The following is a 24,614-nucleotide window of genomic DNA, read 5'->3' as shown; positions in this document are numbered from 1 at the left end:
AACCCAAAACGGGGGTGCGGATAAAAACTTGGACTGGTTTTATGCCGTGAGTCCAAGGCTCTCTCGGTATTCGATGGGACTGAGTGAGCCAAGGGAGATCTTGATCCGCTTCTCGTTGTACCAGCGGATGTAGTCGTCGACTGCCTCAATGAACTGCGCAAGGGTGACGCTCTTCCAGTCCCGAGGATAGAACAGTTCGTTCTTCAGCCGACCGAAGAACCCCTCGCAGGCTGCGTTGTCAGGGGAGCATGCCTTGCGAGACATCGAGCGGGTGAAGTTGGCATCGCGCATCCTCGATATCCAGCCTGGCCAGCGGTAGTGCCCCCCGCGGTCGAAGTGAACCACAGGCCGGTCAGCGGTGTCTGTCACCGTCTCGATGGCTGCATCCAGCATGGTATTGACCAGCTCAGCATCCGGGCTCGTGCCAATGGTCCAGCTCACCACCATCCCATCGAAGCAGTCGATGATCGGCGACAGGTAGACCTTACCTGCAGGGATCTGGAACTCCGTGATGTCCGTGAGCCACTTCTTGTTCGGTGCCGCGGCCTGGAAGTCTCGGTCGATGATGTTCTCAGGCGCGGGGCTGATCTCGCCAAGGTAGGACGCATACCTGCGCCGCTTGGGCTTAGCCACGACTAGGCTCTCTTGCTTCATCAGGCGCTGCACCACCTTCTCGGAGATTGTGACGTCTTGCCTAGTCAGCGAGGCCTGCAGCCTGCGGTAGCCGTAGCAGCGATGGTTCGACTCGAAGATATCGGTGATGGACTGCCTTACTTCAAGGTACTTGTCGCCGGCGGCCGCTCGGACCCGATGGTAGAAGTACGAGCTGCGTGCAAGACCCAACTGTCCAAGGAGCTTTGGCAGACCATAGTGCTCCTTGAGGGCGTCAATCAGCAGTGTCTTCTCCCGGTTGGACAGGAGCTGCAGATCGACGCCCAGGCCTTTTTTTAGCAGTTCATTGGCCTTGTTCAAGAGGTCCTGCTCAAGGCGCAGTTGCCTGACTTCGCGGCGCAACGCCTCAACCTCGCGCTCGAGCTCATCGCGCTCTTGAGCCCGCGGGGACTGATTGGTGTGTTTCATGGATGCGGGTGCCTCACGTCCCAGAAGCTGGTTCTTCTAGTTGTACAACGTCGGCCTGCTCACGCCAAGCTTCTGAGCAACCGCCTGCGCACTTCCCTCACGAGTGCACAGCTCGAGGACTGCCTGCTTCTTCAGTTGCGGCAGCCGAGGCGCACTGACGGCTCTGCCGACAACGCGCTGGCGGGAGTCAGGGTCCAGTTCATCAATCCAGGCACGCAGCAAATCGCGGCACGGATAGCCCAGCGCCTTGACCGTGGCGACGATGCAGCGCCCGTGCTCGGCGTAGTGTTCGACAGCCTTCTTCTTCTGAATTTGAGAATACTTCGGCTTTGAGCGCGCGTAGCCGGACGGCAGGTCCAGGCGCCGCTCGTACTCCTCATGCCAGCTCATCAACGAGTTCTTCGTCGGATATCCCAACTGGCGGATAGTGGCACCGGTGCGCTTGCCCAGTTTGATGTAGAGCTCGACCGCTCGGATTCGATCTTCGTAGGAATACATGAACTACCTCCTGGTAGTCCAAGTTTTTGTCCGCACCCCCGTTAGTTGTTTATTAAAACAACCAACCAACAAACTACCGGTTTCTCTAGTCTCCTCGGTCTGTGGATAACTTTTCCAGGGCGTGGCGCTCATGCTGCACCCCCTGCGGACTGCTGAGCATCCTTGCGCGGGCGCCCGCGCCCGCGTTTAGCTGGAGGGCAGACAACAGCAGGGGAAGAGGGTCTCTCCTCGCCCCGCAACCAAGCCATGACCTCGTCGGGGAGCCATAGATAAACGCGCCCGATTCGCCTCGCGGGCGGAGGCAGGAGGTCAGGGTCTGTTTTCAGAATCCGGTGAACGACCGGCCGACTTTTCTTAACGACTTCGGCGAGATCGCCGACATCCCACGTGAGCTTCTCGCCCGTAGTTGATTTAGCAGCCATGCTGCACCACTCCATCCAAGCAACCCGCGCAGCGGATCGCAGTTGCGCCGCTTGGTCGCACAGCGGCACACCGGTTCCGAAAAACCGGGCCAAAAGCTCGCGAATCAACGCGAGCGCGACCGGGCGGCACAACTATGGATGGGTGGGTGAGTCACCGTCGTGGTGTGACTCGTGCTTCCAAGTGGGTGCCCATTCCCACCTGGCAGTCCAAGATCCTAACCTTGGACGTCCGGCCAAACCTCGTCGGCTTGGTAACGGTTAGCGCTAGTTTGGCTCGATTGAGGAGTATGTGTCAACGTCCGCGCCACAAAAAAATGTGCGGAATTTGTGCGGATGCAGGGGTATTCGAATGTGCTCCAAAGTGCTCGAAAAGCATTTGGCGTATCTCTACCTCATTGATTTTATTGAGATTGCTGGCCTGCCCGGAGGGACTCGAACCCCCGACCTATAGCTTAGAAGGCTATTGCTCTATCCAGTTGAGCTACGGGCAGATTTTTTCTGTGCTGCTAGTTAGCTAAATGCATGTCCATAGGTTGAACTGCCGCTTGTTTGCAGGGTATGGATCATAGCTGCCTAGCCTCACTCGTTTCGATATCTTTGCTTCTGATCTTCGCATTTTCGACATCTGTTGAATACTCACTCCGGCATGAGCAATCTTTGAGCGCCACGTTCGTGTTTCGATAGAGTCCTTGAGCAGTTCGAAAAAGCTTGCTGCCAAGGCGGCGGCATCAGGCCTTGACGTCGGCTACTCGGTTTCTTCGAACACAAGGGAGGGGTTGCTCATGACTCGCGCTGTCTGATCGAGGTCTGCGATGACATGGTTGGCAAAATAGCTATTTTGCGTGTCAGGCTCCAATGCCGCTACAGCAAGGTTGGCGCGGGGCTGGTTCAGGGGCACGTAAAAACTGCCCGCAGGAGCATCCACCGCGCTGCGCACTGTGGATACTTGCACCCGTACGATGTCTGAATTGCCAGCGATTGTTCCAATGACGTCTTGTCGTTCGGCCGTCCCCCGCGAGGTCTCACGATAAGTTTCTGCCACCATGGAGCCGGGCTCGGCAACGCGCATGACTTGCAAGCCGAGCAGCTTGAGCCGCTCTACCGCATCCGTCGATCCTGCCGCCAGCCAGTAACCGCAAGGACGGGGTCGCGATTTGATCGTGCGCAGCGCCAATGATGAATTCCAGTTGACGTGGATGGTGCGATCTGCTCCGGTGTCCGGGTCGAGAAAGATGAGATCACGTTGCGTTGGGGTTGCTGCGGCCTCTACCACTACTTGGTCGCGGCAGGCTTGGGCGCTCACGTCTCGCGAGACAAACGAACGGACCTGTTCCAGGTTGGCCGCCCGATCGGCTGTACTGCGCAAGGCGCTGGTGATCGCGGTGACTTGTGAATGCACGCGACGCTGAATGTGCATGCGCCCAATGCCAACGCCACGGGTTTCGACGAGCAAACTGACGGCGTTCTTCAGCCCGTTGACGTTGCGGCCGGTATCAGGCTGGGTTCCACCCATTGAGACCTGCTTGTCATCGAGGTTGGTTGGTGTGGTGTAGTACAGCTCGCTGGTGAGTCCCTGGCTTTTGAGCGCCGTCACCATAGGCTGGTAGTACCACTCCTGGGATGCCTTGGTCAAAAACTCAGGATAGTTAGCTGTGGTGGTGTATTGCAGCAACGCGTCGTAGCGCTGGATTGCGTTGAACTTTTTCAGATAGCGCCCAGCCACTGTGTATTCGTGGGCATCCATCACCAGAATAGGGCGGTAGTCGTTGACGACCTTTGCTAGAGCACGGGCTTCAGGGGTGTTAAGGAGCAGGTGATCGCGATTCATGTCAACGCCATTGGCGGTAACGCGGGTCCCAACTTCCGCTCCGTCCGGGTTGGCGCGGGGTACTACGACTACGTTGATGCGGCTCAGCAATGGCTCAAGCAAGCCCTGCGTCAACTCTCTGCTGACTACCAGCAAGGCTTCGCTGCCGGCGGGTTCGTCACCATGTTGCTGACCGATCAGCACTACGGTCGGACGGCCGCTCGCGTCGAGTGCTGCAGGATCTGCGCTTGGGGCGTGAGTGACGAGAAGGCCCCAAATGGGTTCGCCGCGCTGGGAGTCACCGAGATGAAGCAGTTTGGTATGTGTGGCGCTGCGTGATGGTGTGTCTGCGAGTGATTTCAACCACTGGCCCAGTTCGGCATTGGTAGTGAATGCCCTGCGGTCCGGCGTGAGACCGGGCGTGCTATAGGCCGTGGACGGGTCTGGGAAACGGGCGGCAACGGCATCGCCGTAGGGCGGCACCATGGGGCCTTCGTCTCGCACCACCAAGGGGGTTGGCTGGGGCAAGGGGCTGGACACCACATCCGCGTGTTGTGATGGTGGTTGGCCAAGGGGCGTAGGGACAACCGTGCCCTTTTGTGCACGCGGTGGCAATGGTGCCGGGGCATTGGTGCGGTGACCACTGGGCGGCGTGGATGGCCAGGGGGGCAGAGGGGTGCTGCCGCATGCGGTCAACAGCAATGCCGCTAGCGTGAGGGAGGTTTTCCAGTAGGTGGGCCGTGCCGGGAGCGGGTTGGGCTGGTCGGCGCAGGAAATTAACGTAGAGCGAAAGGATGAATGCATGGTCATGGTGGGGGCTGCCAATGGATGCCCCCACAGAGGGCGTTTGTTACGGCGATGTTACCTGCGTGGGTACGCATGTCGGTGTCAGCGTACATCCCGTTGCAAAGCTGCGATTGACATGGTCAGGACGTGTTTTCTCACGCCTTTTGATCCGCCGAATCCATAGAGGCTCGGGGTGTTACCGGCATCTTGAGTTGGAGCCGCGCGTACACAGAACCATGATTGTTGGAGCGCGCGCAGTCACGACCTTTGTGACGGTGGCCATCAACACAATCGACCCTGCGCGCATCTCTGCTGTTGTTGCAACCTGGCGCCATGAATTCTTCGCTCGCCGGAGACGGCTGGTTTTCGTGGAGCACCTGTCCTGGATTTACCAGGTTGATCACGTTGGTGGCGGCTGCCATCGGCGTAGCCAGGGGGTGGTGAAGGCCGTGAGGGCGCATGGAGGGCAAGCGCAGCATCAGCGCGGGCAAAAATGCTGCGGGCCAGGTCAGGTGGCCTGCAGCGCACGACCCGACAGCACGCGCAGTCCGGCCGGGCCTGTCTGTACGGCACGAACCAGTGCACGCGCGATATCGGCGCCGGGGCGGGCGCGGTAGTTGGCGGGGATGATCGGGTTCAGCCACCTGAAAAGCTGGATGGAGAGGGATTCCGCCGGGCGTATAGCCTGCTGCAACGCCTGACGGTCGCCGATCATCAGAGAGGGGCGGGCAATGACCAGTGTGGTGAAGCCCAGCGCCTGCAGGTCGCGTTCGACCTCGCCTTTGATGCGGTTATAGAAGATGCGCGAATGCGCATTGGCACCCATGGCTGTGACCACACCACACCGGGTGGCTCCAGTTGCGCGCGCTGCACGAGCGGTGGCCAACACGGCGTCGTAGTCGACGGCGCGAAAGGCGCTTTGACTGCCGGCTGCCGCGATGGTGGTGCCCAGGGTGATGTAGACATCATCCACCGGTGGTAAGGCCGGCAGGGCCGCGAAGTCGACCGCGTGCAGTTGAAGGCGGGGATGGCTCAGCGCGGGGACCTGCCGGTCCCGTGCATGCAGCACATGCACGGCAGCTGGGGTTTGGCCGTCTGGAGAGAGGCGTGGCGAAGCGGCTGCAATGGATGCTGCCGGTGCCTCGACGTCCCTCTGATGGCCTGTCTCAGCGGTTAAAAGAGCCGCGAGAACCGCCCGGCCCACGAGACCCGTTGCCCCGGCCACCAGAACCACCCGTGCCTCCGCCATAGCCGCCACCTCCTTCGTTGCCGCCACGATAGCCACCGCCGCCACGGCGCCCACCGCCGCCCATGCTGTCCACGCTGGTGCGCATCGGGTCGGGTTGGCCGCCAGCGCCGGCTGCATGGCCTGAGTTGCGGTTGCCTGGGTTGGCGTGGCCCATATGTGTGCCCAGGTGGGCATTGGCGCGCGGGGGCTGCGAGTCGTCGTAGCGGTTGCCGCCTTCGTAGCCGCCACCATTACCACCGGTGCGGCCGCGTGCAGGGGCCTGACCGCCAGCGCTGCGTGCGCCGCCGCCCTGGCCGCCACCACCGGCGCGGCCGCCACGCGGGCCATTGCCGCCACCGCCGCCTGCTGCGGCACCACCACCAGCCCGGCCGCCACGGCCGCCGCCGCCACCATTGCCACCACCGGCAGGGCGGGGACCACGTTCACCACCGCCACCACCAGCACCCTGGCCAGCCTTGTTGGTGCGGATGCGTTCCATCATTTCACTGCGGGCAGCCTTGGCTGCGGCCTGCATCACGTCACGGCTCGGGGGCTTGCCAGCGCCGCCCCAGATGGTTTGGCGGCCCATGGCAATGGGTTCTGCCTTTTCACCTGCGTCGGGGCCGAAGCCTTCAATGATCTGGACGGGAATCTGCTGCTTGGTAAAGCGCTCGATGTCCATCATGAAGCCTTCTTCGTCCATGCAGACCAGGCTCACGGCTTCGCCGGTAGCGCCGGCACGGCCCGTGCGGCCGATGCGGTGCACGTAGTCTTCCGAGACGTTGGGGATTTCAAAGTTGACGACATGGGGCAACTCGTCAATATCGATGCCGCGCGCTGCGATGTCGGTTGCCACCAGGGCGCGGATGTCGCCGCTCTTGAATCCGGCCAAGGCTTGCGTGCGGGCACTCTGGCTCTTGTTGCCGTGCAAGGCCATGGCCTGCACGCCGTTCTTCGTCAGAAACTCGGCGACATTGTTGGCACCAAACTTGGTGCGGGTGAACACCAGCACCTGGCTCCAGTTGTGTTGCTGGATGATGTGCAGCAACACTTGCTTCTTCTTGCCGCGGCCCACGGGGTGGATCACCTGGGTGATGCGCTGCACGGTGGTATTGCTGGGCGTGACCTGGATGCTTTGCGGGTTCTTGAGCAAGGTGTTGGCCAGCTCGCGGATTTCATCGCTGAACGTGGCCGAGAAAAGCAGACTCTGCTTGTCCTTGGGCACCAGCGCCAGCACCTTTTTCACGTCGTGGATGAAGCCCATGTCGAGCATGCGGTCGGCTTCGTCGAGCACCAGCACCTGCACGGTGGAGAGGTCAAGGAAACCCTGTTGCTGCAGATCCAGCAGGCGGCCGGGGGTGGCTACCAGAATGTCAACGCCGCGCTTGACGCGGTCTATCTGTGGATTCATGCCCACACCGCCGAAAACGACAGTGGAATTGATGTCCAGGTATTTGCCGTACTCGCGCACGGATTCTTCCACCTGGGCGGCCAGTTCGCGGGTAGGTGTCAGCACCAGGGCACGGATGCCCTTGCCGCCGAACTTGTTCTTTGGGGCCGCGCTCAGTGAGAGGCGGTGCAGCATGGGCAGGGTGAACGCGGCGGTCTTGCCGGTGCCAGTCTGCGCGCCAGCCAGCAGGTCGTGGCCTGCAAGAACAGCGGGAATGGCCTGGGCCTGAATGGGCGTAGGGGTTTCGTAACCCGCTTCGTGTACGGCCTTCAGGATGGCAGGAGCCAGATTCAGTTCGTCAAATGTCATGTCTTTGGATGCGCCCGTCCGGGGCGCTGGGTATCGGCCTGTCGTGCAACCGGTGGGTTGCCGAGCCAGTCTCAGGCTGATGAGGTTCAGGATTGGGAGCCCGGAAGCGTTGCTTCTTTCGTCCCCAGCAGTGTGCTGATGTGACGGGCAACTGGAGCCCGCTACGGCCAGTATTGTCGCATGGCCCGATAATCTCGGTTTGAACGCAGAATTTCTGCTCACTTTTGCAGGTTTGACACTCAATGGCCCAATACGTTTTCTCTATGAACCGCGTCGGCAAGATCGTGCCGCCAAAGCGGCAGATCTTGAAAGACATCTCTCTGAGCTTTTTCCCTGGCGCCAAGATCGGCGTGTTGGGCACCAATGGTTCCGGCAAGTCCACGCTGTTGAAAATCATGGCGGGCCTTGACAAGGAAATCGAAGGCGAAGCCATCCCCATGGCTGGATTGAACATCGGCTACCTGCCCCAGGAGCCTCAGCTGGACCCCACGCAAACTGTGCGCGAGAGCGTGGAAGCAGGCATGGGCAAGGTGTTTGCCGCCAAGGCGCGACTGGAAGAGGTTTACACCGCCTACGGCGCCGAAGACGCCGACTTTGACGCCCTGGCCGCCGAGCAGGCTGAGCTGGAAGCGATCATTGCCACCGCCGGGACCGACTCCGAGCACCAGCTCGAAATTGCTGCGGATGCGCTGCGTCTGCCGCCGTGGGATGCCAACATCGGTGTGTTGTCCGGTGGCGAAAAGCGCCGCGTGGCCCTGTGCCGTCTGCTGCTTTCCAAGCCCGACATGCTGCTGCTCGACGAGCCAACCAACCACTTGGACGCCGAATCGGTGGACTGGCTGGAGCAGTTCCTGCAGCGCTACTCGGGCACCGTGGTGGCCATCACCCACGATCGCTACTTCCTGGACAACGCCGCCGAGTGGATTCTTGAACTGGACCGTGGTTCCGGTATTCCCTACAAGGGCAATTACTCCGACTGGCTGACCCAAAAGGGCGCTCGTCTGGAGGCCGAACAAAAGGGTGAAGAAGCCCGTGCCAAAGCCTTGAAGAAGGAACTGGAATGGTCACGCCAGAACCCCAAGGCCCGTCAGGCCAAGAGCAAGGCGCGCCTGGCCCGCTTTGAGGAGCTGAGCGACTACGAATACCAAAAGCGCAACGAAACCAACGAAATCTTCATCCCCGTCGCTGACCGTTTGGGCAGCCAGGTGATTGAGTTCAAGAACGTCACCAAATCCTTTGGTGACCGAGTGCTGATCGATAACCTGAGCTTCAACATTCCCGCAGGCGCTATCGTCGGCATCATCGGCCCCAACGGCGCCGGTAAATCCACCTTGTTCAAGCTGATCGCAGGCAAGGAAAAGCCGGATTCTGGTGAAGTCGTCATTGGCTCCACCGTCAAGATGGCATTTGTAGACCAGCACCGGGACGATTTGTCGAATGAGAAGACTGTCTGGGAAGACGTGTCGGGCGGTCTTGACATCTTGAATGTCGGCAAATTTCAGATGGCCAGCCGCGCCTACTGTGGTCGTTTCAACTTCAATGGCGGCGACCAGCAAAAGAAGGTGGGGATGCTTTCCGGCGGAGAACGCGGCCGCTTGCATCTGGCCAAGACCCTGATTGCGGGCGGCAACGTGCTGATGCTCGATGAACCATCCAACGATCTGGATGTGGAAACCCTGCGCGCACTGGAAGACGCACTCCTGGAATTCGCGGGCACGATGTTGGTCATCAGCCATGACCGCTGGTTCCTGGACCGCATCGCCACCCACATCCTGGCCGCCGAAGGCGACAGCCAGTGGACGTTCTTTGATGGCAATTACCAAGAGTACGAAGCGGACAAGAAAAGGCGCCTGGGTGAAGAAGGTGCGAAACCCAAGCGAATGCGTTACAAGGCCCTCAAATAACGCATCAGTTCAAGTAGGATCGCAATCGGAAACCTGCTCGACTCCTTCCCACCATGTCCCAACCCGCGTCTCGTCCGAGAACCGTTTTCCGTGCCTGTGTTGTCAACGCCGTGCGCGGGGGCGAGGCACTCATGGGCAAGCTGATCAAAGTCACGCAAGGGGCATTGGCCAGCGAGGAGTCGGGTAGCCGCGACATTCAGCAGCGCAATCTGATCAGTGACAGCTTGCGCCTGCTCAACCAGCATGAGCAGGCCCTCTCCAAGGGCTATCCGATGGCCTTGCTGGAGATTTTTGCCGAAGGGCCGGCCATGGCCAAGGGGCGGGCGGCCGAAGACACCGGTATGGACTTCGGTGAGCTTTCGCTCTTGGACGAAAGCGAGATGCTCGCGCAGGTCGAGCTCTCCAAAGCGCAGCAATCCGCCCTGCACGCGACCGATGCGGTGCTGGCAGATCTCAACACCCTTGTCAGTTCCGCCCAAGGGCTGCGCAGCGTGCAGCCCGAGCGCAACCCCCTTCGCCCAGAGAGTTACATCCGTGCGCTGCAGCAGGTGGTGAGCGAAACAGGCGTGTCGTCCGAAGTCCGGCAACTGTGGATGCAGCACATGCGCGACCTTCTGGGCAAGCTGCTGGTCGATGAGTACAAGAGTGCCGCCAAGAGCTTGCGTGAGCACGGGGTGCAGCCGGTGGGCTACGCAGTCGTTGGTGCCCCTGGGGGCGGCGGTGGCCGAGGTGGCCCGGGCACCGGGTATGGAGGGACCGGTTATGGCGGCACCGGACACGGCACGGGTTACGGCGGCCCCGGCACCGGGTATGGCAGCAGCTACGAGGGTTACGGCCAGTCGATGAATGCGCCTGTGGGCGACTATGGCAACACGGGTTACGGGCGTGGCATGGCGCCGGGGTGGGGCGGAGAATCCCAGCAAGGCGCCATGGCCCCGGCGGCTGAAGAGGCACTGCTCACTGTGGGCATTCTTCGCCAGATGCTGGCCGGTGGTGGTGATCCGTTCGACCCCCGCGCCTATGGCGGCGCGCCTATGCAGCCGGTAGGTGTTCACCCAGGGGCGGTGCCGGTGGGCTGGGTCGACCCTCGCGCTGGTGGGGCGAGTGCACAGTCTTCACTGGCTGGGGACTATTTCCCATCGGGCGCGGCCGCAGAGGCGATGGAAGACATGGCCCAGCTCGAGCGGCTGGTAGGACGGCTTGCCAATGCTGGCGGAGTCAGTCGTCCCGCCTCACTTCCTGTTCCTTTGCCAAATGGGCGCGTGGCTGGCGTGGCGCCACTGATTTATGCGGCGATGCCCATGGAGGCCGCCGCACGATCACCCGCCTTGGCCATCGAGGTGGTGCGCCGCATGATGGAAAACATCGCGCAGGATGCCCGTTTGCTGGCGCCTGTGCAGCTCGCGGTGAAGAGCCTTGAGCCATCACTCAAGCAGTTGGTGCGACATGATGGACGGTTTTTTACCGACGAAAACCACCCGGCGCGCCGTTTGCTCGATGAGCTGACGCAGCGTAGCCTGGCATACACCGCCGAGACCGCGCCGGGCTTCAGCCGCTTCATGCGGCTGATCACCGAAGCGGTGGGGCATTTGTCCGCCAACGAGATCAAGGATTCAGGCCCTTTCGATACGGTGCTCAAGGCCCTGCAATCTGCCTGGGACGCCCAGGAACAAAAGGCCAAAGAGAAGCAGGACGCGGAACGCCAAGCCCAGCTTCATGCCGAGCGGCGCGAGATGTTGGCCGAAAAAATGGCAGCAGACATTCGCAAACTGCCTGATCTGGAGCGGGTGCCTGCCGATATCCTCGACTTTGCTGCGGGGCCTTGGGCCGATGTGGTGGCCCTGGCGCAGGTGATGAAAGCAGAGGATGACGCGAATGACGACCCTGGCGGTTATCTTGCGTTGGTCCCTGTACTGCTCTGGACTGCCCAGCCTGATTTGACTCGGCAAGAGCCTGATCGGCTCAATGAAGCTATTCCGGGGCTTTTGGCCAAGCTGCGCAAGGGCCTCAAGACCATCAACTACCCGGCGGTGCAAACCAGTGCCTTTTTGCAGCGGCTGGTGGGTTTGCACCAGGCGGCGTTTGAACCCGGCGGGCTGCCGTCGCCGCTGGCTTCCCCACCTGAGACCGGCGGCGATGCGGTGGCCCTGGCGCCAGACGAATCCTCCATGTCGTCGCTGGCCCCGCAGGATAGCCAGCAGGCCCCGGTCGACGCGCCGGATCCGTACGCTTACTTCAAAATCGGCGTTTGGGTGGAGTTGGTCACGAATGGGCGCGTGGTCCGCACGCAATTGACCTGGACCAGCCCGCACGGCACGCTTTTCCTGTTCACAGCGGCCGACGCCAGCACGCAATCCATGACCCGGCGGATGCGTGACAAGCTCGCCGCAGAGGGCTTGCTGCGTTTGGCACCCACACCCGTCACCACAACGCGGTCTGCGGAGCTTGTGGCGGCCGAACCGGCACATACCAAATCTGTGGGGGCCAAATCGTCGTCAGCGCCGCTGTCTGCGGCCCCCCGCTCGGGGAAGAAGCGCTGATATTGGCGTTGCTGCGGCGCCCCGCTGGCGCTGATCCCGTGCCGCACGCGTGAAACGCCGGCTCGGTGCGCTTGGGGCGGGGTTTTTTCTATATTTCCTGTGTCACGTGCGCAGCAGCTTTTTGCGCACCAGATGGATGTGGTTGCGCAACGCGTACAACTCGTCGGCATACGACAGCGGTACGGTGACCTTCTCGGCCTGCGCCTCCAGTGCATCCAGCGCCTTGATGAGTTCTGCGGGCGGCGCCATCCCCTTTTCCATGTCGATCTCAATCTCCCGCAGTCGCCCATACCAGCGGAACACGCGCGAGCGCACCCGGAACTGGTACAGAGGGGGCACGATGCGCGACAGCGGCAGCATGATGGCCAGCAAGATGCCCAGCACCAGCCACATGCGTTCGATCAGGTTGGCCAGCCAGAACGGCAGGTAGCGCTGCAGCATGGGCACGGGCTCGTTCATGGCGCGGTCGCCTTCCTTGGCAATCGGTAGCTCGCTGCCCCGCGTGTTGGGGAACTCGCGTGCCCGGTTGAACCAGCCTGCGCCGCTGTGCAGTTTTTGTGCGTTTTGTGCGAATAAGGTCAGCAGCGCGGGGTGTGTGCCTTCGCGTGCCAGCAGCGAGGTGGTGGGTGCCACCAGCCGGACATCCCGAGCAGGCACGTTGGTTGCCAGGTCCACCACGCCGCGCGGCAGCGTGACGGGCGTGAGAAATGGAAACCTCCGCGTATAGGCCTCGTGCTGTGCAAAGTCCAGCAATTGCACGCCCGGTGTCTGCAGCAGCATCTGCACCATCAGTGATTCGGGGGCCGATGCGAACACAATGGCGTCGAGCTTGCCCGCCAGGAAGTCCACGGTGGCTGGGGTCTGCTCCAGCTGGGAGATTTTCACGGCGCCGGGCTCCACCTTGTTGGCTTCCAGCAAGCGCTCCATGAGCGTGGGCACCCCGCTGCCTTCTGATCCCACGTTGACACGCCAGCCCCGCAGTTGGCGCAAGCTGTCCAGGCGGTTGACCTTGTGCTGCCTCCAGGCCGTATCGGTGCGGTAAAAAACCCACACGGGCTCCACAAAAAGGCTGCCCAGAGACACCAGTTCGTCGTGATCGTCCGGCATCAGTTCGGCCGTGCCCCCTTGGACAAAAGCGACATCGGCCTTGCCTTCGCGCAGCAGTTGCAGATTGGCCGACGAACCTTCGCTGGGCAATAGTTTCACCTCAATGCCTTCAACCGCCAGCGCCTTCTGGTAGCGCTTTCCAAATTCTTCATACGCGCTCTGCGCAGGGCCCGTGGCAAGGGTGACGGTCTTGGGTGGGTTGGGGTTGAGCCACCAGTACGCGAGCACAAGCACAGCCACGCCCACAAAAGCCAGTGGGCCGGCAGACACGATCAAATCGCGCAAAGAGAGCAGGGTGTTGCGTAGAGCCTGGGACATAGAGGACGGGCAAAAAAAAGGGGCAGGCGGGCGACAAAACCGGACGATGGCAACGGACGAGAAGGTAGCGAGGGCGTGCGGGTTGCAGGATCGTGGGGCTGCGTGTACTTGGCATGTGTGGATGCCGACGAACACCTCGCTCAGAGCCGTTGCGTCCGCTAGGCCTGCGCCGTTACAGCACCTGCTTCATATCGCTGATGGCGGGCAAATACAACCCTTCAGCGGTGGTGAGCGAACGGGCCGCTCGCGCAGCGCGGGCGGTGGCAATGGCGGTGGCTTCTGCTGCCATGGTGGCCAGCACCATCATGCCCACACTTTTGCCCGCACGGCCCGTGCCCAGGCAAAAAAGGGTGTCGCCGTCGGACATGGTGTGCACCGGGTTGATGCTGCGGGCCAGGCCGTCATGTGCCGCCACGGCCAGGCGGTGGGCCTGCACCTTGGTAATGACGGCATCCGTGGCCACGACGCCGATGGTGGTGTTGGTGCCTGCCAGCAGGGGCTGGGGTAGGTCGCCGCGCAGCAGCGCGCGGCGCGTGTCGCGCAAGTGCAGGCCGTCGTCGGTGCGGGCGCCAGCAATCACCTGGGCAGTGTCGGGGTCGATCACGTCGCCCAGGGCATTGCAGGCAATGAGGGCCCCCACAGTCACACCGTCCACCGTGATCGACGCCGTGCCGATGCCGCCTTTCATGGCCCGCTGGATGCCAAAAATCTTGCCCAGGGCGGCGCCAGTGCCTGCCCCCACGTTGCCCTCGGCCGGGTCGTCGGTGGATGCTGCGTCGCACGCCGCGTAGCCTGCCGCGGCATCGGGGCGTATGCGCATGTCGCCCACCAGCAGGTCGAACAGCACGGCCGCAGGCACGATGGGCAGGCGCCCCACGGCCACATCAAAACCTACGCCACGCTCTTCGAGCCAGCGCACGGCGCCGGTGGCGGCGTCCAGCCCCCAGGCACTTCCGCCGGCCAGCATGATGGCGTGCACCTTGTCCACCAGGTTGGAGGGGTTGAGTAGGTCCGTCTCGCGCGTGCCCGGAGCGGCGCCGCGCACATCCACGCCTGCCACCGCGCCTTCGCGGGTGATGATGACGGTGCAGCCGGTGGGGCGGCGGGTTTCGGTGAAGTGGCCCACCTCAATGCCCGCCACGCGGGTGATGCTGCCAGCGTTGCCGGCCAGAACGTGTTGAGAACTCATGGCCGGTGATTATGGTGCGCGGCGCTGGGGCAGGCAGGAAGGCCCCGTGTTGCCACGCTCTCGGCGCTCGCGCATCTTTCTTCTCAACGGCAAACTATTCGCCATGCGGCCGCTGAGTGCCGCGCACAGAGACGGGCCGAGGGCGGGATGCGGCCGTGTGGGGCTTTAGCGTGCGGCTTCCATGCGGGTGATGACATACCCGACAGCTTGCCGCTCTACGCGAAAGCGCACCGTATCGCCGGGCCGGAAGGGCGCGAGCATGCTGGCGTCGTTCACGCGGAACACCATGGTCATGGGCGGCATGCCCAGGTTTTTGATCTCGCCATGGCGCAGCGTGACCTTGAGCGTGCGCGGATCCCAGCGGATGATTTCGCCTTGGCTCAGTTCGGTCATGGCGCTGGCTTCATTGCCTGCGGCCTGTGGTGGCGGCGTGACAGCGGCGGGCTCGCTGGGATGGTGGCTATCGTGTGCGTCGGCCGGTGCCTGCGTCTGCGCCAAAGCGGGGCCCATGGCACCGGCCAGCACCAGAGCCCAAAGGGGGGAGACAAGTGTTTTCATGACGAGGCCTTCTGGTTGTAGCTCTTGAAGATGCGGGTGCTGCCATCGCGAGCCACCAGCAGCACGTCGTAAGGGTCGCGGCGGTTGCCGTACACCGCGCCGTCCATGCCGGGCGAACCCACGGGCATACCGGGCACCGTGAGGCCCAGCGCCTTGGGCTTTTGCTGCAGCAGCGCGCGCACGTCGCTGGCGGGCACATGGCCTTCGACGAGGTAGCCGCCCACCAGTGCGGTATGGCACGACCCGAGTTTTTGCGGCAGGCCCAGGCGTGCGCGCACCGCATTGTTGCCGGTGTCGTGGATGGTGATGCGGAAACCATTGGCCTCCATGTGCGCGATCCAGTCATGGCAGCAGCCGCAGCTGGGGTCTTTCCAGACTTCGACGGGGGTGCTGGTGGCGGCGCGCACCAGGCGCGGCGCGAGCAGGGTTGCGCCGGCCAGGGGCAGTGCGGCCATCAGCAGGTGGCGGCGGCTCAGGCCTCTGTGGGTTGCGGCGGGGGCGGAGGAAGAATCAGGGGTTCTGAACATGGTGGAGTCCTTCGAGTCAATAGTGCAACTTGTGAGCCACTTGCGTTGGCAGGTCAGCGATTGCGCGGCCGCACGGTGATGGTTCCGGTCATGCCGGCCTCGTAGTGGCCGGGGATCAGGCAGGCAAAGTCAAAAGTGCCAGGGCGGTTGAAGTGCCAGACGATGTCGCCGCGCTGGCCTGCGCGCACATGGGCCATGTAGGGGGCGTCGTGCTCCATGTCGGGAAACTTCTGCATCAACTGCGCATGCTGGTCGAGTTCGGCTTTGGTGCCCAGCACGATTTCGTGCAGCACCTTGCCCTTGTTTTCGGCACGCAGGCGCACGGTGTCGCCTTCGTGCACTTCGATCTGGCTCGGCATAAAGCGCATGTCGTCGCCCATGCGCAAGGTGATGGTGCGGCGCACGGCCTTGGCGTCGCCCGCAATGCCCCAGTCCTTTTGCTCCTTGGCCACGGGGGCGCCAGCGGCATGGTGGGGCATGGATTCATGGCCAAAAGAGGCGGTAGCGCTTATGAATAAAGCGCAAGCAGCTATGAATTTGATAGTTTTCATGGAGGGTCCTTGTTCAGTGTTGGTGCGTGCCGGTGGCGGGCTTGCGTGCGCTGGCCGCACCGGGGGCGGTGCCTGGGGTGTCGGTGCGCACTGGGCGCGGGGTGTTGGCTGCTGCGCCTTGCCATTCATAGGCCTGGTTGCCGCTTGGCTGCTTGAAGTCGCCGGGGTCGGCGTAGCTGCCTGCGGGCTGGTCGGCACGCACCTTGAGGGTGGTGAACATGCCGCCCATCTCCAGCGGGCCAAAGGGCCCGGTGCCGGTCATCATGGGGAAGGTGTTGTCGGGCAGCGGCATCTCCATGGCACCCATGTCGGCCATGCCGCGCTCACCCATCACCATGTAGTCGGGCACGATCTTCTGGATCTTGCCCACCAGGCCACGGTGGTCCACGCCGATCATGGTGGGCACGCTGTGGCCCATGGCGCCCATGGTGTGGTGGCTCTTGTGGCAGTGCAGGGCCCAGTCGCCTGGCTCGTCGGCAATCAGCTCGATCTGCCGCATCTGCCCCACCGCCACGTCGGTGGTCACCTCGGGCCAGCGCGCGCTTTTGGGCACGGGGCCGCCGTCGGTGCCGGTCACTTCAAATTCGTGGCCGTGCAGGTGGATGGGGTGGTTGGTCATGGTGAGGTTGCCCACACGGATGCGCACGCGCTCGCCCTGGCGGGCCACCAGTGGGCTGATGGCGGGGAACACGCGGCTGTTCCAGCACCAGATGTTGTGGTCCAGCATGGTGTTGACCTTGGGGGTCATGCTGCCGGGCTCCACGTCAAAGGCGTTCAGCAAAAAGGCGTAGTCGCGCTGCACCTTGGCGATGTGCGGGTGCGTGGCCCCCTTGCCCACATTCGGGTGGGTGATCCACAGGCCCATCATGCCCATGGCCATCTGCACCATCTCGTCGGCATGTGGGTGGTACATGAAGGTGCCGGGGCGGCGCGCCACAAACTCGTACACGAAGGTCTTGCCGGGCTGGATGGCGGGCTGGGTGAGGCCGCCCACGCCGTCCATGCCGTTGGGCAGGCGCTGGCCGTGCCAGTGGATGGTGGTGTGCTCGGGCAGGCGGTTGGTGACAAAGATGCGCACGCGGTCGCCCTCGACCACCTCGATGGTGGGGCCGGGGCTCTGGCCGTTGTAGCCCCACATGTTGACCATGAAGCCGGGCGCCACCTCACGCACCACGGGCTCGGCCACCAGGTGGAATTCCTTGACGCCCGCGTTCATGCGCCAGGGGGCGGTCCAGCCGTTCAGGGTGACCACGGGGTTGTAGGGGCGGCCGGTGGGCGGGTGCAGCGGTGGCGCGGTGTCGGCGCTGGACTGTGTGGCGGGCTCGGGCAGCGCGGCCAGGGCCACGCGGCTGACGGAGGCTGCAGCCACGGCCGTGGCGGCGCCAGAGAAGAAATTGCGGCGGTTCATGTCAGTGGCCTTGTGGGGTGGTGGAGGCAGCGGCGCCAGAGGTGAGGCCCTGCAGTGCGCCGGGCGAGGTGCCCGTCAGCGCAAGTTGCAGGTCGGTCTCGGCCAGCCAGAAGTCGCGCTGCGCTTCGATGGCGTTGGCCACGGCCTGGGTGCTGTTGCGCGCTTCGGTCAGCATGTCCCACACGCTGGCCAGCATGCCGTTGTAGCGCAGCGTGGTCTCCTGGGCGATGAGCTGGCGCAGGGGCACTACTTCAGCCTGCTGCTGGCGGGCCAGGTCGAGGGCCGTGCGGTAGGTGAGCCAGGCGGCGCGCACCTCGCTGCGGGCGCGCACGGCGGTGTCTTGCAGCTGGGCGGCGCTTTGCTCTACCTCGGCCTGCGCACGGGTGCGGGCGGCACCGCCCCAGTCGAACAAGGGCAGGGGCAGGTCGATCTCCCAGCCGCGCTTGATGTCGCTGCTGCCGGTGGCGCGTTCGGTGGTGGTGTTGCGGCTGTACGCCAGGCCGATGTCGCCAAACACGGCGCCCGCGCGGCTCCAGCCTTGGCGCGTGGCCTGGGTGTCGAGTTGGCGGCGGGCCGCCTGCACATCCAGCCGCTCGCGCAAGGCCGTGGCTTCGATGCCGTCGGCGGGCAAGGCGGCAGCGGGCAGCGGTGGCAGCTGGTTGGCCAGCTGGTATTGGGTTTGTTGCCCCCACAGGCCCATGCGGCGGTTGAGCTGTTCGCGCTCGGTGGCGGCGGCCAACTGGGCACGCGCGCGCTGGCGGGTGGCCTCGTGCAGCACGACCTGCTCGCGGGCCTGCTGCAGGCGGCTCCAGTTGCCCACCTGGGCCATGCGGCGGGCCAGTTCGGCCCCGGCCTCGGCGGCTTCGACCATGCGCTCGTGTGTGGCAGCCACCTGCTCGGCCGCCACGGCACGCAGCCAGGCGCGGCGGGTGTCGGCGGCGAGCGTGACCACGTCCTGCGCGGTTTGCAGCGTGGCGATCTGCAGGCGCTCGGCCTGCCGCGCCGTGCGCCAGGGCAGGGTGATGAGGTCCAGCAGGCCAAAGGCCAGGGTGCGCTCCATCTCACGTTCCTGGCTGGTGGTGAAGCGCCCCAGGGTCAGGTGCGGGTTGGGCAGCGTGATGGCCTGCACGCGCTCGGCATCGGCCACGCCCAGCGCGGCCAGCCGGGCCAGCAAGCCTGGGTTGTTGAGCAGGGCGATGTGCACGGCGGCGTCTTGCGTGAGGGGCTGGGCCAGCCAGTGGTCGATGGACTGTTGCGCTTGCGCGCGGGCGGCGGGGGCCATGGCGGGCAGGGCGGCCTGTGGCACACCGGCGGTACGGCCTGCCGTCAGTGCAGTCACGTCGCCGCGCAGGCCGTCGGGCGAGACGCTGGCGCAGCCGGCCAGCAGGGCGGCGGTGGCCAGTAGCGAGAGTCGGCGTGCGGTGGTCATGGCGTGTCCCCTTGCCTGTGCATCGGTTTGTGCATGGGCTGGTGTGGGGCCGCAGCGGGTGTGGCGCCAGACTGCTTCTCCCACGCCAGGATGTCGGCATGACCGCGGGGAAAGGCGGCAACCGCGTCGTGGGCCTCGCGCCAGGCGTTGGGGGCTGGCGCATCGTCCCCTTGCTTGAAGGGGGGCATCTCAGGGTGAATGAGCGGGGCTCCAGGGGCATCGGGGTTGGCGGCATCCGGTGCGGATGCCAGACCCTGGGCGAGCGCCATCAGCGGCGTCAGCAGCAACAGGCATGCGGCCTGCCGAAGCAAAAAAAACAGTGGATCAAGGGGGCGCAAGGCGATCTCCAGACAACAAACAGAACATTGCGCTGCCGCCTGTTGCACGCTCGTGGTGCAAGGTCAGGCCATGGCAGACGCACTTCGGGCGTTGGAGATCAGGCGATGGGCGGTTTGATGGCCAGCGCTGCAGGGGCGCTGTGAAAAGGCGCAGAGGCCAATGGGCGCGTATGCCCCCGGGGGAGAGCCGCGTGTGCCAATGGCGCAGACGGCGCGAGCACGGCAGAGTGGCAGATGTCGCAGGCCGAGCAAGTGCTTGCGTGATGCCCCTGCGCGCCACATGCACCGGTAGCACCATCGCACGGTGCGGCTACCTGCGAGGGGTGACCCGCTGGGCTCGCGTGGTGGCCGTGGTGATGGTCCAAGTCGTCTGCGGCTGCCACAACCACCGCCGCAGCATCAACATCTGCGGCATCGCCATGCGTGTGGCCGGCCTGCGCCAGCACGGAATGCGCACCAGCGGGCATCAAGGGCGGCAAAAGCCCTGTGGCCATGGCGGTGCCTGTGAGGCCCCGAAGGACCAACACCACCATCAGCACGAAAAAGAGGCCGCGACGCATACCGTAATGATACGGCTGCGGCCCCGATGGTTCCCTGGGGCTTTTCAATCGACTGTGTGAGGTGGGATGGGGTGGCAGGCGCTCACACCGCCATGTACCGCCCTGGCCGATGGTTCATGGTCAGCACCAGGTTCAGTGCCACGGCTCCGGCAATGGACCAAGCCACGCGCAGGGGCTCCACCGTCCACAGCGCCAGCAGCACGATGCAGCAGTCCACGGCCATTTGCACTTTGCCCGCGCGCCAGCCATAGCGGTCTTGCAGGTACAACGCCAAAATGCCGACCCCGCCCAAGCTGCACCGGTGGCGGAAAAGCACCAGAAAACCTGTGCCCGTGATCAGGCCACCCGCGATGGCCGCATACAGCGGCTGGATCTGCGCAAACTGCAAAAACCGCGACTGCAGCTCGGTCAACACCGACAGCAGCAGCACGGCGGCAAAGGTCTTGAGCGTGAACGCACGCCCCAGCTTGCGCAGCGCCAGCCAATAAAACGGCAGGTTCAGCACAAAGAAGATCTTGCCAAAGCCGACGCCCGTTGCGTAGTGCAGCAAGAACGCGAGGCCGGCGGTGCCGCCCGTGAGCAGGCCGGCGCTGGTGAAGAAGGCCACACCCACCGAAATCAGGAGCACACCAGTAAACAGCGCCATCGCGTCTTCGGTGTGGCTGTGGGGTACCGACAGTGGAAGTGGTGCGGTGGTGGCGGGGGGGTTCATGGGCGACGTCAACAAACAAAACAGCGTGGCAGGGGGGGTGCATTGAAGCATGCAAGGCCTGTGCCCGGCTTGTGCTGCGTCAAATCGGTTGCGTGGCTGTGTCAAACATCTTGCTATCAAAAAAAGTAGCTGAAGACGCTTTATGTATAAGCGCTAGATGCCGATTTGGATCGAATCTTTGTGAACAAGTGGTGGCTGGGTGGCGGCCAGTGCTGCGTCAACCAGCTCAGTCAGCGGGGCACTGGGTGGCATGGGGCGCCAGATGTTGACGTGGGCCCGCCCCGTGTTGCCTGTTGGCAGGCGCTGCAGCAAGTGGCCCAGCGGCACGAGCGCCAGGCGCAGTCCCTGGGCCGACACCTCGCGCCAATCGCCTTGTTGAAATGCCAGGCGGAACATGGCCAGGCGCGCGCGCCAGTGCAGGCCCAGCAAGGGCTGGCCCAGCACATGGGCGGCCTCTAGCCACCGCCAGCGCTCGGCAGGTGGCTGGCCCATGCTGGCTTCAAACGCAGCCAACAGGTGCTCGAAAGCCTGTCGGCGCCAGGGCGGAATCGGGCCGTGGCCGCTGGTGTGCTGCTGCGCAAGCTGCCGCCAGCGGCGCTGGCGGTGGCGGTAGAAAAGCTGGGCAAACGTGGCACTCAAAGGTGTCATGAGCCAGGGAAGATGGCGCGCTTGCAGCACGACTTCATCGGTATAGCGGGTGCTGCCGTCTGGCAGAGACTGCAGCGTGATGCGGTGGTCCCATTGGCGCATGAGCTGTCCATGGCCGTTGTCGCGCAGTTGGGGCCAGTCGCCCGCAGCCGCGCCGGGGCTCACGCTGATTTGCGCAGTTTGCCTCCCCAGGGGCAGCAGACCGAACAGCGACAGGCGCAGTTCCAGCGCGCCCGGTGTCCAGTGCGCAGGCCAGGGGCCGATCGATGGCGCAAAACACAGCAGCGGCGCTGTGATGTGGCGAAACACGGCGGTGCTTTGCAGCTGCGCAGCCACCCACTCGGCGGGTGCGGGGAGGGTGACGCTCAGGCGCACGCGCCGGGTGCGCTTGGTGGCGGCCGCGCTCATGCCCGGGGCGCCTGGGCGGGCGCACGTTCGGGGCGCAGCATGCGCAGCCCGTTGCCCACCACCAGCAGGCTGGCGCCCATGTCTGCAAACACGGCCATCCACATGGTGGCATTGCCCGTCAGCGCCAGGCCAAAGAACACCAGCTTGATGCCCAGCGCCACCGCAATGTTCTGCCGCAGCACGGCATGGGTGCGGCGGGACATGCGCACTGTTTCGGCCACGCGGCGCAGGTCGTCGTTCATGATCACCACGTCGGCGGTTTCCATGGCCACGTCAGTGCCCGCACCGCCCATGGCAAAGCCGATGTCGGCCTTGGCGAGGGCCGGGGCGTCGTTGATGCCGTCGCCCGCCATGGCGGTCATGCCGTGTTTTTGTTGCAGGGCGGCGATGGCTGCAAGCTTGTGCTCGGGCAGCAGGCTGGCCTGCACGTGGTCGATGCCGGCGTCGCGCGCGGCGGCGTGGGCAGAGGCGGCGTGGTCACCCGTCAGCATCACGGCCATGATGCCCATCGCGCGCAGTTCGGCCACGGCTTGCACGGCCTGCGGCCGCAGGGTGTCCGACACGGCATAAAGCGCACGCACCGCCTGGCGGTCGGCCAGCAGGGTCACGCTGCGGCCCTGGGATTCGTGCTGTGCGGCGGCGGCTTCTACCGCGTCGGTCCACAGGTCGTTTTCCTGCATCAGGCGGCGGTTGCCCAGCAGCCAGGTCTCAGCGCCCACGCGGGCCTGCACGCCGCGGCCGGGCAGGGCGGTGAAGTCCTGCACGGGCAGCGTTTCGCGCGGCGTGGTGTCTTGCGCACGCAGCCCTTCGACAATGGCCAGAGAGACGGGGTGGTCCGACCGGCCCGCAAGTGCGGCGGCCACGTCGCTGGCGTTGTCGCCGCCCAGCCTGTCTTGCCCCACCAGCACCGGGCGGCCGGCAGTCACGGTGCCCGTCTTGTCGAAGGCCACCACGCGCACCCCGCGCGCCAGTTCCAGCCAGTTGCCGCCCTTGATGAGAATGCCGCGCCGTGCGGCAGCCGCCAGGCCGCTCACCACCGTGACGGGCGTGGCCAGCACCAGTGCACAGGGGCAGGCGATCACCAGCAGCACCAGCGCGCGGTAGATGGCCTCGGGCCAGGTCCAGCCCAGCAGCAAGGGCGCGCCCAGGGCCACACCCAGGGACAACACAAACACGGCAGGTGTGTAGATGGCGGCAAAGCGATCCACAAAGCGCTGCGTGGGCGCACGCGCGCCTTGTGCTTCTTCCACGGCGTGGATGATGCGGTCAAGCGTGGTGTGCCCGGTGGCCGCCGTCACCCGAAGCGTGAGCTCGGATTGCGCGTTGAGCGTGCCGGCATAGAGCGGGTTGCCCGGCGTCTTGTCCACCGCCAGGCTTTCGCCGGTGACGCTGGATTCATCCACGGCGCTGCGGCCCGCTGTGACGACCCCGTCCAGCGGCACCCGGCCCCCGGGTCGCACGCGCAGGAGGGCGCCCACCGGCACATCGGTGGCGGGCACGGTGCGCCACTGGCCGTCGATTTGCTGCATGTCGGCCTGGTCGGGGCTCAGTGCTAGCAGCGCCCCGATGGCATCGCGCGCACGGCCCACGGCGCGCTCCTCAATGCGCTCGGCCAGCGCATACAGCGTCATCACCATGGCTGCCTCGGGCCACTGGCCGATCAGGAAGGCGCCCGTGACGGCCACCGACATCAGCGCGCTGATGCCCAATTGCCCGCGCAGCAGCGACTGCCAGCCGCTGCGGTAGATGCCCACACCAGCCAGCCCGATGGCCAGCGCTGCCAGCCCCATCCCAGCGTAGTGCCAGACCGGTGTGTCCGGCGCGGCAAGGTGCAAGCCCTCGGCGCACAACGCGGCGAACAGGGCGGCGCCGATGCGGCCCCAGCCGGGCAGGGCGCTGTGGTCGTGGCCGTCATGGCCGTCACCCTGGCTGTCGTGGTCTTTGTGCCCATCGTTCCCATCGTTCCCTTGGTGCCCATCGTGTGAATGCGCGCCGCTGCGCCTGTCGGCTGTGTTGTGCCCTTGCGCAGCGCTGGCCTTGGACGCAGCGACCGGGCTCGACGCAGAGCAGCCGCCTGCACTGCAGCACGACACCTCGATGCGCGGCTTACCGCTGCGCGTGGTGGGGACGCTGGTTCCGGCCGTGGGCAAGGGCTCATGGGCGTCTGCGTGCCCTGTATGGCTGTGGCGTGGGGTGTGCGTAGGGTGATGGTCCGTCATGGTTTTCCTGGCGTTGCGCAGCAGCGGTGTGCGCTGCCATGCCATCATTAAAAACGTTGAAGTCACTAGAAGGTCAAAACATGTCCACACAAAGCCCCTATTTGCGCATTGGCCAAGCGGCCGAGCAGTCGGGTGTGTCGACCGCCAACATCCGCTATTACGAAAAAGAGGGCCTGCTGACCCCCGGTGTGCGCGGCGACAACAGCTACCGCCTGTACAGCGATGCCGACGTGCACCACCTGCGCTTCATTCGCCTGTGCCGCGCCATGGACATGTCGCTCGATGAGGTGCGCAGCTTGCTGGCGCTGGACTGGAGCCGCAAGGAAGACTGCGCCGCCGCCTGCACCACGCTGGACGACCACCTGCAGCATGTGCGCACCCGCCTGGCCGAGCTGCAAGCGCTGGAGGCAGACCTGCTGGCGCTGCGCAACCGCTGTGACGGCACAGACTCGCGCTGCCACATCATCGCCACCTTGCATGAACGCGCCGACGCGCCGCAGCCCGCCCTGCCAGCATTGGCGGGTGTGGGTAAACGGCATGTGTGAGGCCCGCACCGCGCCGCATGGGGCGATGCGGGTGGCATCGGCTGGATTGCCTGCACGCCACAGGGAACAAGCC

17 protein-coding genes, 1 tRNA gene and 1 pseudogene are annotated in these 24,614 nt (G+C 64.4%); 3 read left to right on the top strand and 16 right to left on the bottom strand.

Annotated elements, in window-relative coordinates; genetic code table 11:
* Positions 1–39: 39 nt before the first annotated feature.
* The 5 genes and pseudogenes from KI609_RS14590 to KI609_RS14570 form a co-directional block, all read right to left on the bottom strand.
* Positions 40–1,578, bottom strand: a pseudogene (locus tag KI609_RS14590) (IS3 family transposase).
* Positions 1,579–2,414: 836 nt separating this feature from the next.
* A tRNA-Arg gene (locus tag KI609_RS14585) sits at positions 2,415–2,491 on the bottom strand.
* A gap of 254 nt (positions 2,492–2,745) precedes the next feature.
* On the bottom strand, positions 2,746–4,611 hold the full coding sequence (locus KI609_RS14580) for a M14 family metallopeptidase (RefSeq protein WP_413463431.1): 1,866 nt from the start codon (positions 4,609–4,611) through the stop codon (positions 2,746–2,748).
* A 490-nt stretch (positions 4,612–5,101) separates the two neighbouring features.
* Positions 5,102–5,662, bottom strand: coding sequence for a nucleoside-diphosphate sugar epimerase (locus KI609_RS14575; RefSeq protein WP_226444319.1), 561 nt, complete (start codon positions 5,660–5,662; stop codon positions 5,102–5,104).
* Between the two features lie 97 nt (positions 5,663–5,759).
* Positions 5,760–7,580, bottom strand: coding sequence for a DEAD/DEAH box helicase (locus KI609_RS14570; RefSeq protein WP_226444317.1), 1,821 nt, complete (start codon positions 7,578–7,580; stop codon positions 5,760–5,762).
* A 242-nt stretch (positions 7,581–7,822) separates the two neighbouring features.
* On the opposite strand from KI609_RS14570, the gene ettA reads away from it, so the two are divergent.
* Both ettA and KI609_RS14560 read left to right on the top strand, forming a co-directional pair.
* Positions 7,823–9,484, top strand: coding sequence for an energy-dependent translational throttle protein EttA (ettA, locus tag KI609_RS14565; protein WP_226444315.1), 1,662 nt, complete (start codon positions 7,823–7,825; stop codon positions 9,482–9,484).
* 53 nt (positions 9,485–9,537) lie between these two features.
* A complete protein-coding gene (locus KI609_RS14560) occupies positions 9,538–12,024 on the top strand; it encodes a DUF1631 family protein (RefSeq protein ID WP_226444313.1) in 2,487 nt (828 codons plus the stop codon).
* 102 nt (positions 12,025–12,126) lie between these two features.
* Here KI609_RS14560 and KI609_RS14555 read toward each other — a convergent pair whose 3' ends face one another.
* The 11 genes from KI609_RS14555 to KI609_RS14505 all read right to left on the bottom strand — a co-directional run bounded on the left by KI609_RS14555 (position 12,127) and on the right by KI609_RS14505 (position 23,996).
* Entirely contained in the window at positions 12,127–13,449 is a 1,323-nt protein-coding gene (locus KI609_RS14555; protein ID WP_226444311.1) for a TAXI family TRAP transporter solute-binding subunit, read from the bottom strand.
* 172 nt (positions 13,450–13,621) lie between these two features.
* Positions 13,622–14,638 (bottom strand): P1 family peptidase, encoded by a 1,017-nt coding sequence (locus KI609_RS14550; protein WP_226444309.1) that lies wholly within the window; start codon positions 14,636–14,638, stop codon positions 13,622–13,624.
* Between the two features lie 165 nt (positions 14,639–14,803).
* Positions 14,804–15,196 (bottom strand): copper-binding protein, encoded by a 393-nt coding sequence (locus KI609_RS14545; protein WP_226444308.1) that lies wholly within the window; start codon positions 15,194–15,196, stop codon positions 14,804–14,806.
* Positions 15,193–15,651 (bottom strand): DUF411 domain-containing protein, encoded by a 459-nt coding sequence (locus KI609_RS14540; RefSeq protein WP_226450426.1) that lies wholly within the window; start codon positions 15,649–15,651, stop codon positions 15,193–15,195. The genes KI609_RS14545 and KI609_RS14540 overlap by 4 nt, the downstream gene beginning before the upstream one ends.
* 125 nt (positions 15,652–15,776) lie before the next feature.
* Positions 15,777–16,274 (bottom strand): plastocyanin/azurin family copper-binding protein, encoded by a 498-nt coding sequence (locus KI609_RS14535; protein WP_226444307.1) that lies wholly within the window; start codon positions 16,272–16,274, stop codon positions 15,777–15,779.
* A gap of 13 nt (positions 16,275–16,287) precedes the next feature.
* A complete protein-coding gene (locus KI609_RS14530) occupies positions 16,288–17,682 on the bottom strand; it encodes a multicopper oxidase family protein (protein WP_226444306.1) in 1,395 nt (464 codons plus the stop codon).
* A 1-nt stretch (position 17,683) separates the two neighbouring features.
* The gene (locus tag KI609_RS14525; protein WP_226444305.1) at positions 17,684–19,111 is read right to left on the bottom strand and encodes a TolC family protein; all 1,428 of its coding nucleotides are present in this window, start codon (positions 19,109–19,111) and stop codon (positions 17,684–17,686) included.
* Complete coding sequence (locus KI609_RS14520) at positions 19,108–19,449, bottom strand: hypothetical protein (RefSeq protein WP_226444304.1); 342 nt, start codon at positions 19,447–19,449, stop codon at positions 19,108–19,110. Before KI609_RS14520 ends, KI609_RS14525 begins: the two co-directional genes overlap by 4 nt.
* A 642-nt stretch (positions 19,450–20,091) precedes the next feature.
* A complete protein-coding gene (locus KI609_RS14515; RefSeq protein WP_226444303.1) occupies positions 20,092–20,721 on the bottom strand; it encodes a YitT family protein in 630 nt (209 codons plus the stop codon).
* Positions 20,722–20,874: 153 nt separating this feature from the next.
* Entirely contained in the window at positions 20,875–21,777 is a 903-nt protein-coding gene (locus KI609_RS14510) for a DUF3703 domain-containing protein (RefSeq protein WP_226444302.1), read from the bottom strand.
* The gene (locus KI609_RS14505) at positions 21,774–23,996 is read right to left on the bottom strand and encodes a heavy metal translocating P-type ATPase (protein ID WP_226444301.1); all 2,223 of its coding nucleotides are present in this window, start codon (positions 23,994–23,996) and stop codon (positions 21,774–21,776) included. The genes KI609_RS14510 and KI609_RS14505 overlap by 4 nt, the downstream gene beginning before the upstream one ends.
* Positions 23,997–24,076: 80 nt before the next feature.
* On the opposite strand from KI609_RS14505, the gene KI609_RS14500 reads away from it, so the two are divergent.
* Positions 24,077–24,541 (top strand): Cd(II)/Pb(II)-responsive transcriptional regulator, encoded by a 465-nt coding sequence (locus KI609_RS14500; RefSeq protein ID WP_226444299.1) that lies wholly within the window; start codon positions 24,077–24,079, stop codon positions 24,539–24,541.
* The last annotated feature ends 73 nt before the right edge of the window (positions 24,542–24,614 follow it).

Source organism: Acidovorax radicis (genome assembly GCF_020510705.1).
Lineage (GTDB): Bacteria > Pseudomonadota > Gammaproteobacteria > Burkholderiales > Burkholderiaceae_C > Acidovorax > Acidovorax radicis_A.
This window is presented reverse-complemented; position numbering and strand designations above follow the sequence as displayed.

What these genes read in the sequence shown, in the direction of transcription:
- KI609_RS14570 (WP_226444317.1), bottom strand. Translation starts at nt 7,580, where the DNA reads ATGACATTTGACGAACTGAATCTGGCTCCTGCCATCCTGAAGGCCGTA.
- KI609_RS14515 (WP_226444303.1), bottom strand. Translation starts at nt 20,721, where the DNA reads ATGAACCCCCCCGCCACCACCGCACCACTTCCACTGTCGGTACCCCAC.
- KI609_RS14560 (WP_226444313.1), top strand. Translation starts at nt 9,538, where the DNA reads ATGTCCCAACCCGCGTCTCGTCCGAGAACCGTTTTCCGTGCCTGTGTT.
- KI609_RS14550 (WP_226444309.1), bottom strand. Translation starts at nt 14,638, where the DNA reads ATGAGTTCTCAACACGTTCTGGCCGGCAACGCTGGCAGCATCACCCGC.
- KI609_RS14525 (WP_226444305.1), bottom strand. Translation starts at nt 19,111, where the DNA reads ATGACCACCGCACGCCGACTCTCGCTACTGGCCACCGCCGCCCTGCTG.
- KI609_RS14580 (WP_413463431.1), bottom strand. Translation starts at nt 4,611, where the DNA reads ATGCATTCATCCTTTCGCTCTACGTTAATTTCCTGCGCCGACCAGCCC.
- KI609_RS14555 (WP_226444311.1), bottom strand. Translation starts at nt 13,449, where the DNA reads ATGTCCCAGGCTCTACGCAACACCCTGCTCTCTTTGCGCGATTTGATC.
- KI609_RS14505 (WP_226444301.1), bottom strand. Translation starts at nt 23,996, where the DNA reads ATGACGGACCATCACCCTACGCACACCCCACGCCACAGCCATACAGGG.
- KI609_RS14510 (WP_226444302.1), bottom strand. Translation starts at nt 21,777, where the DNA reads ATGAGCGCGGCCGCCACCAAGCGCACCCGGCGCGTGCGCCTGAGCGTC.
- KI609_RS14535 (WP_226444307.1), bottom strand. Translation starts at nt 16,274, where the DNA reads ATGAAAACTATCAAATTCATAGCTGCTTGCGCTTTATTCATAAGCGCT.
- KI609_RS14500 (WP_226444299.1), top strand. Translation starts at nt 24,077, where the DNA reads ATGTCCACACAAAGCCCCTATTTGCGCATTGGCCAAGCGGCCGAGCAG.
- KI609_RS14545 (WP_226444308.1), bottom strand. Translation starts at nt 15,196, where the DNA reads ATGAAAACACTTGTCTCCCCCCTTTGGGCTCTGGTGCTGGCCGGTGCC.
- ettA (WP_226444315.1), top strand. Translation starts at nt 7,823, where the DNA reads ATGGCCCAATACGTTTTCTCTATGAACCGCGTCGGCAAGATCGTGCCG.
- KI609_RS14540 (WP_226450426.1), bottom strand. Translation starts at nt 15,651, where the DNA reads ATGGCCGCACTGCCCCTGGCCGGCGCAACCCTGCTCGCGCCGCGCCTG.
- KI609_RS14530 (WP_226444306.1), bottom strand. Translation starts at nt 17,682, where the DNA reads ATGAACCGCCGCAATTTCTTCTCTGGCGCCGCCACGGCCGTGGCTGCA.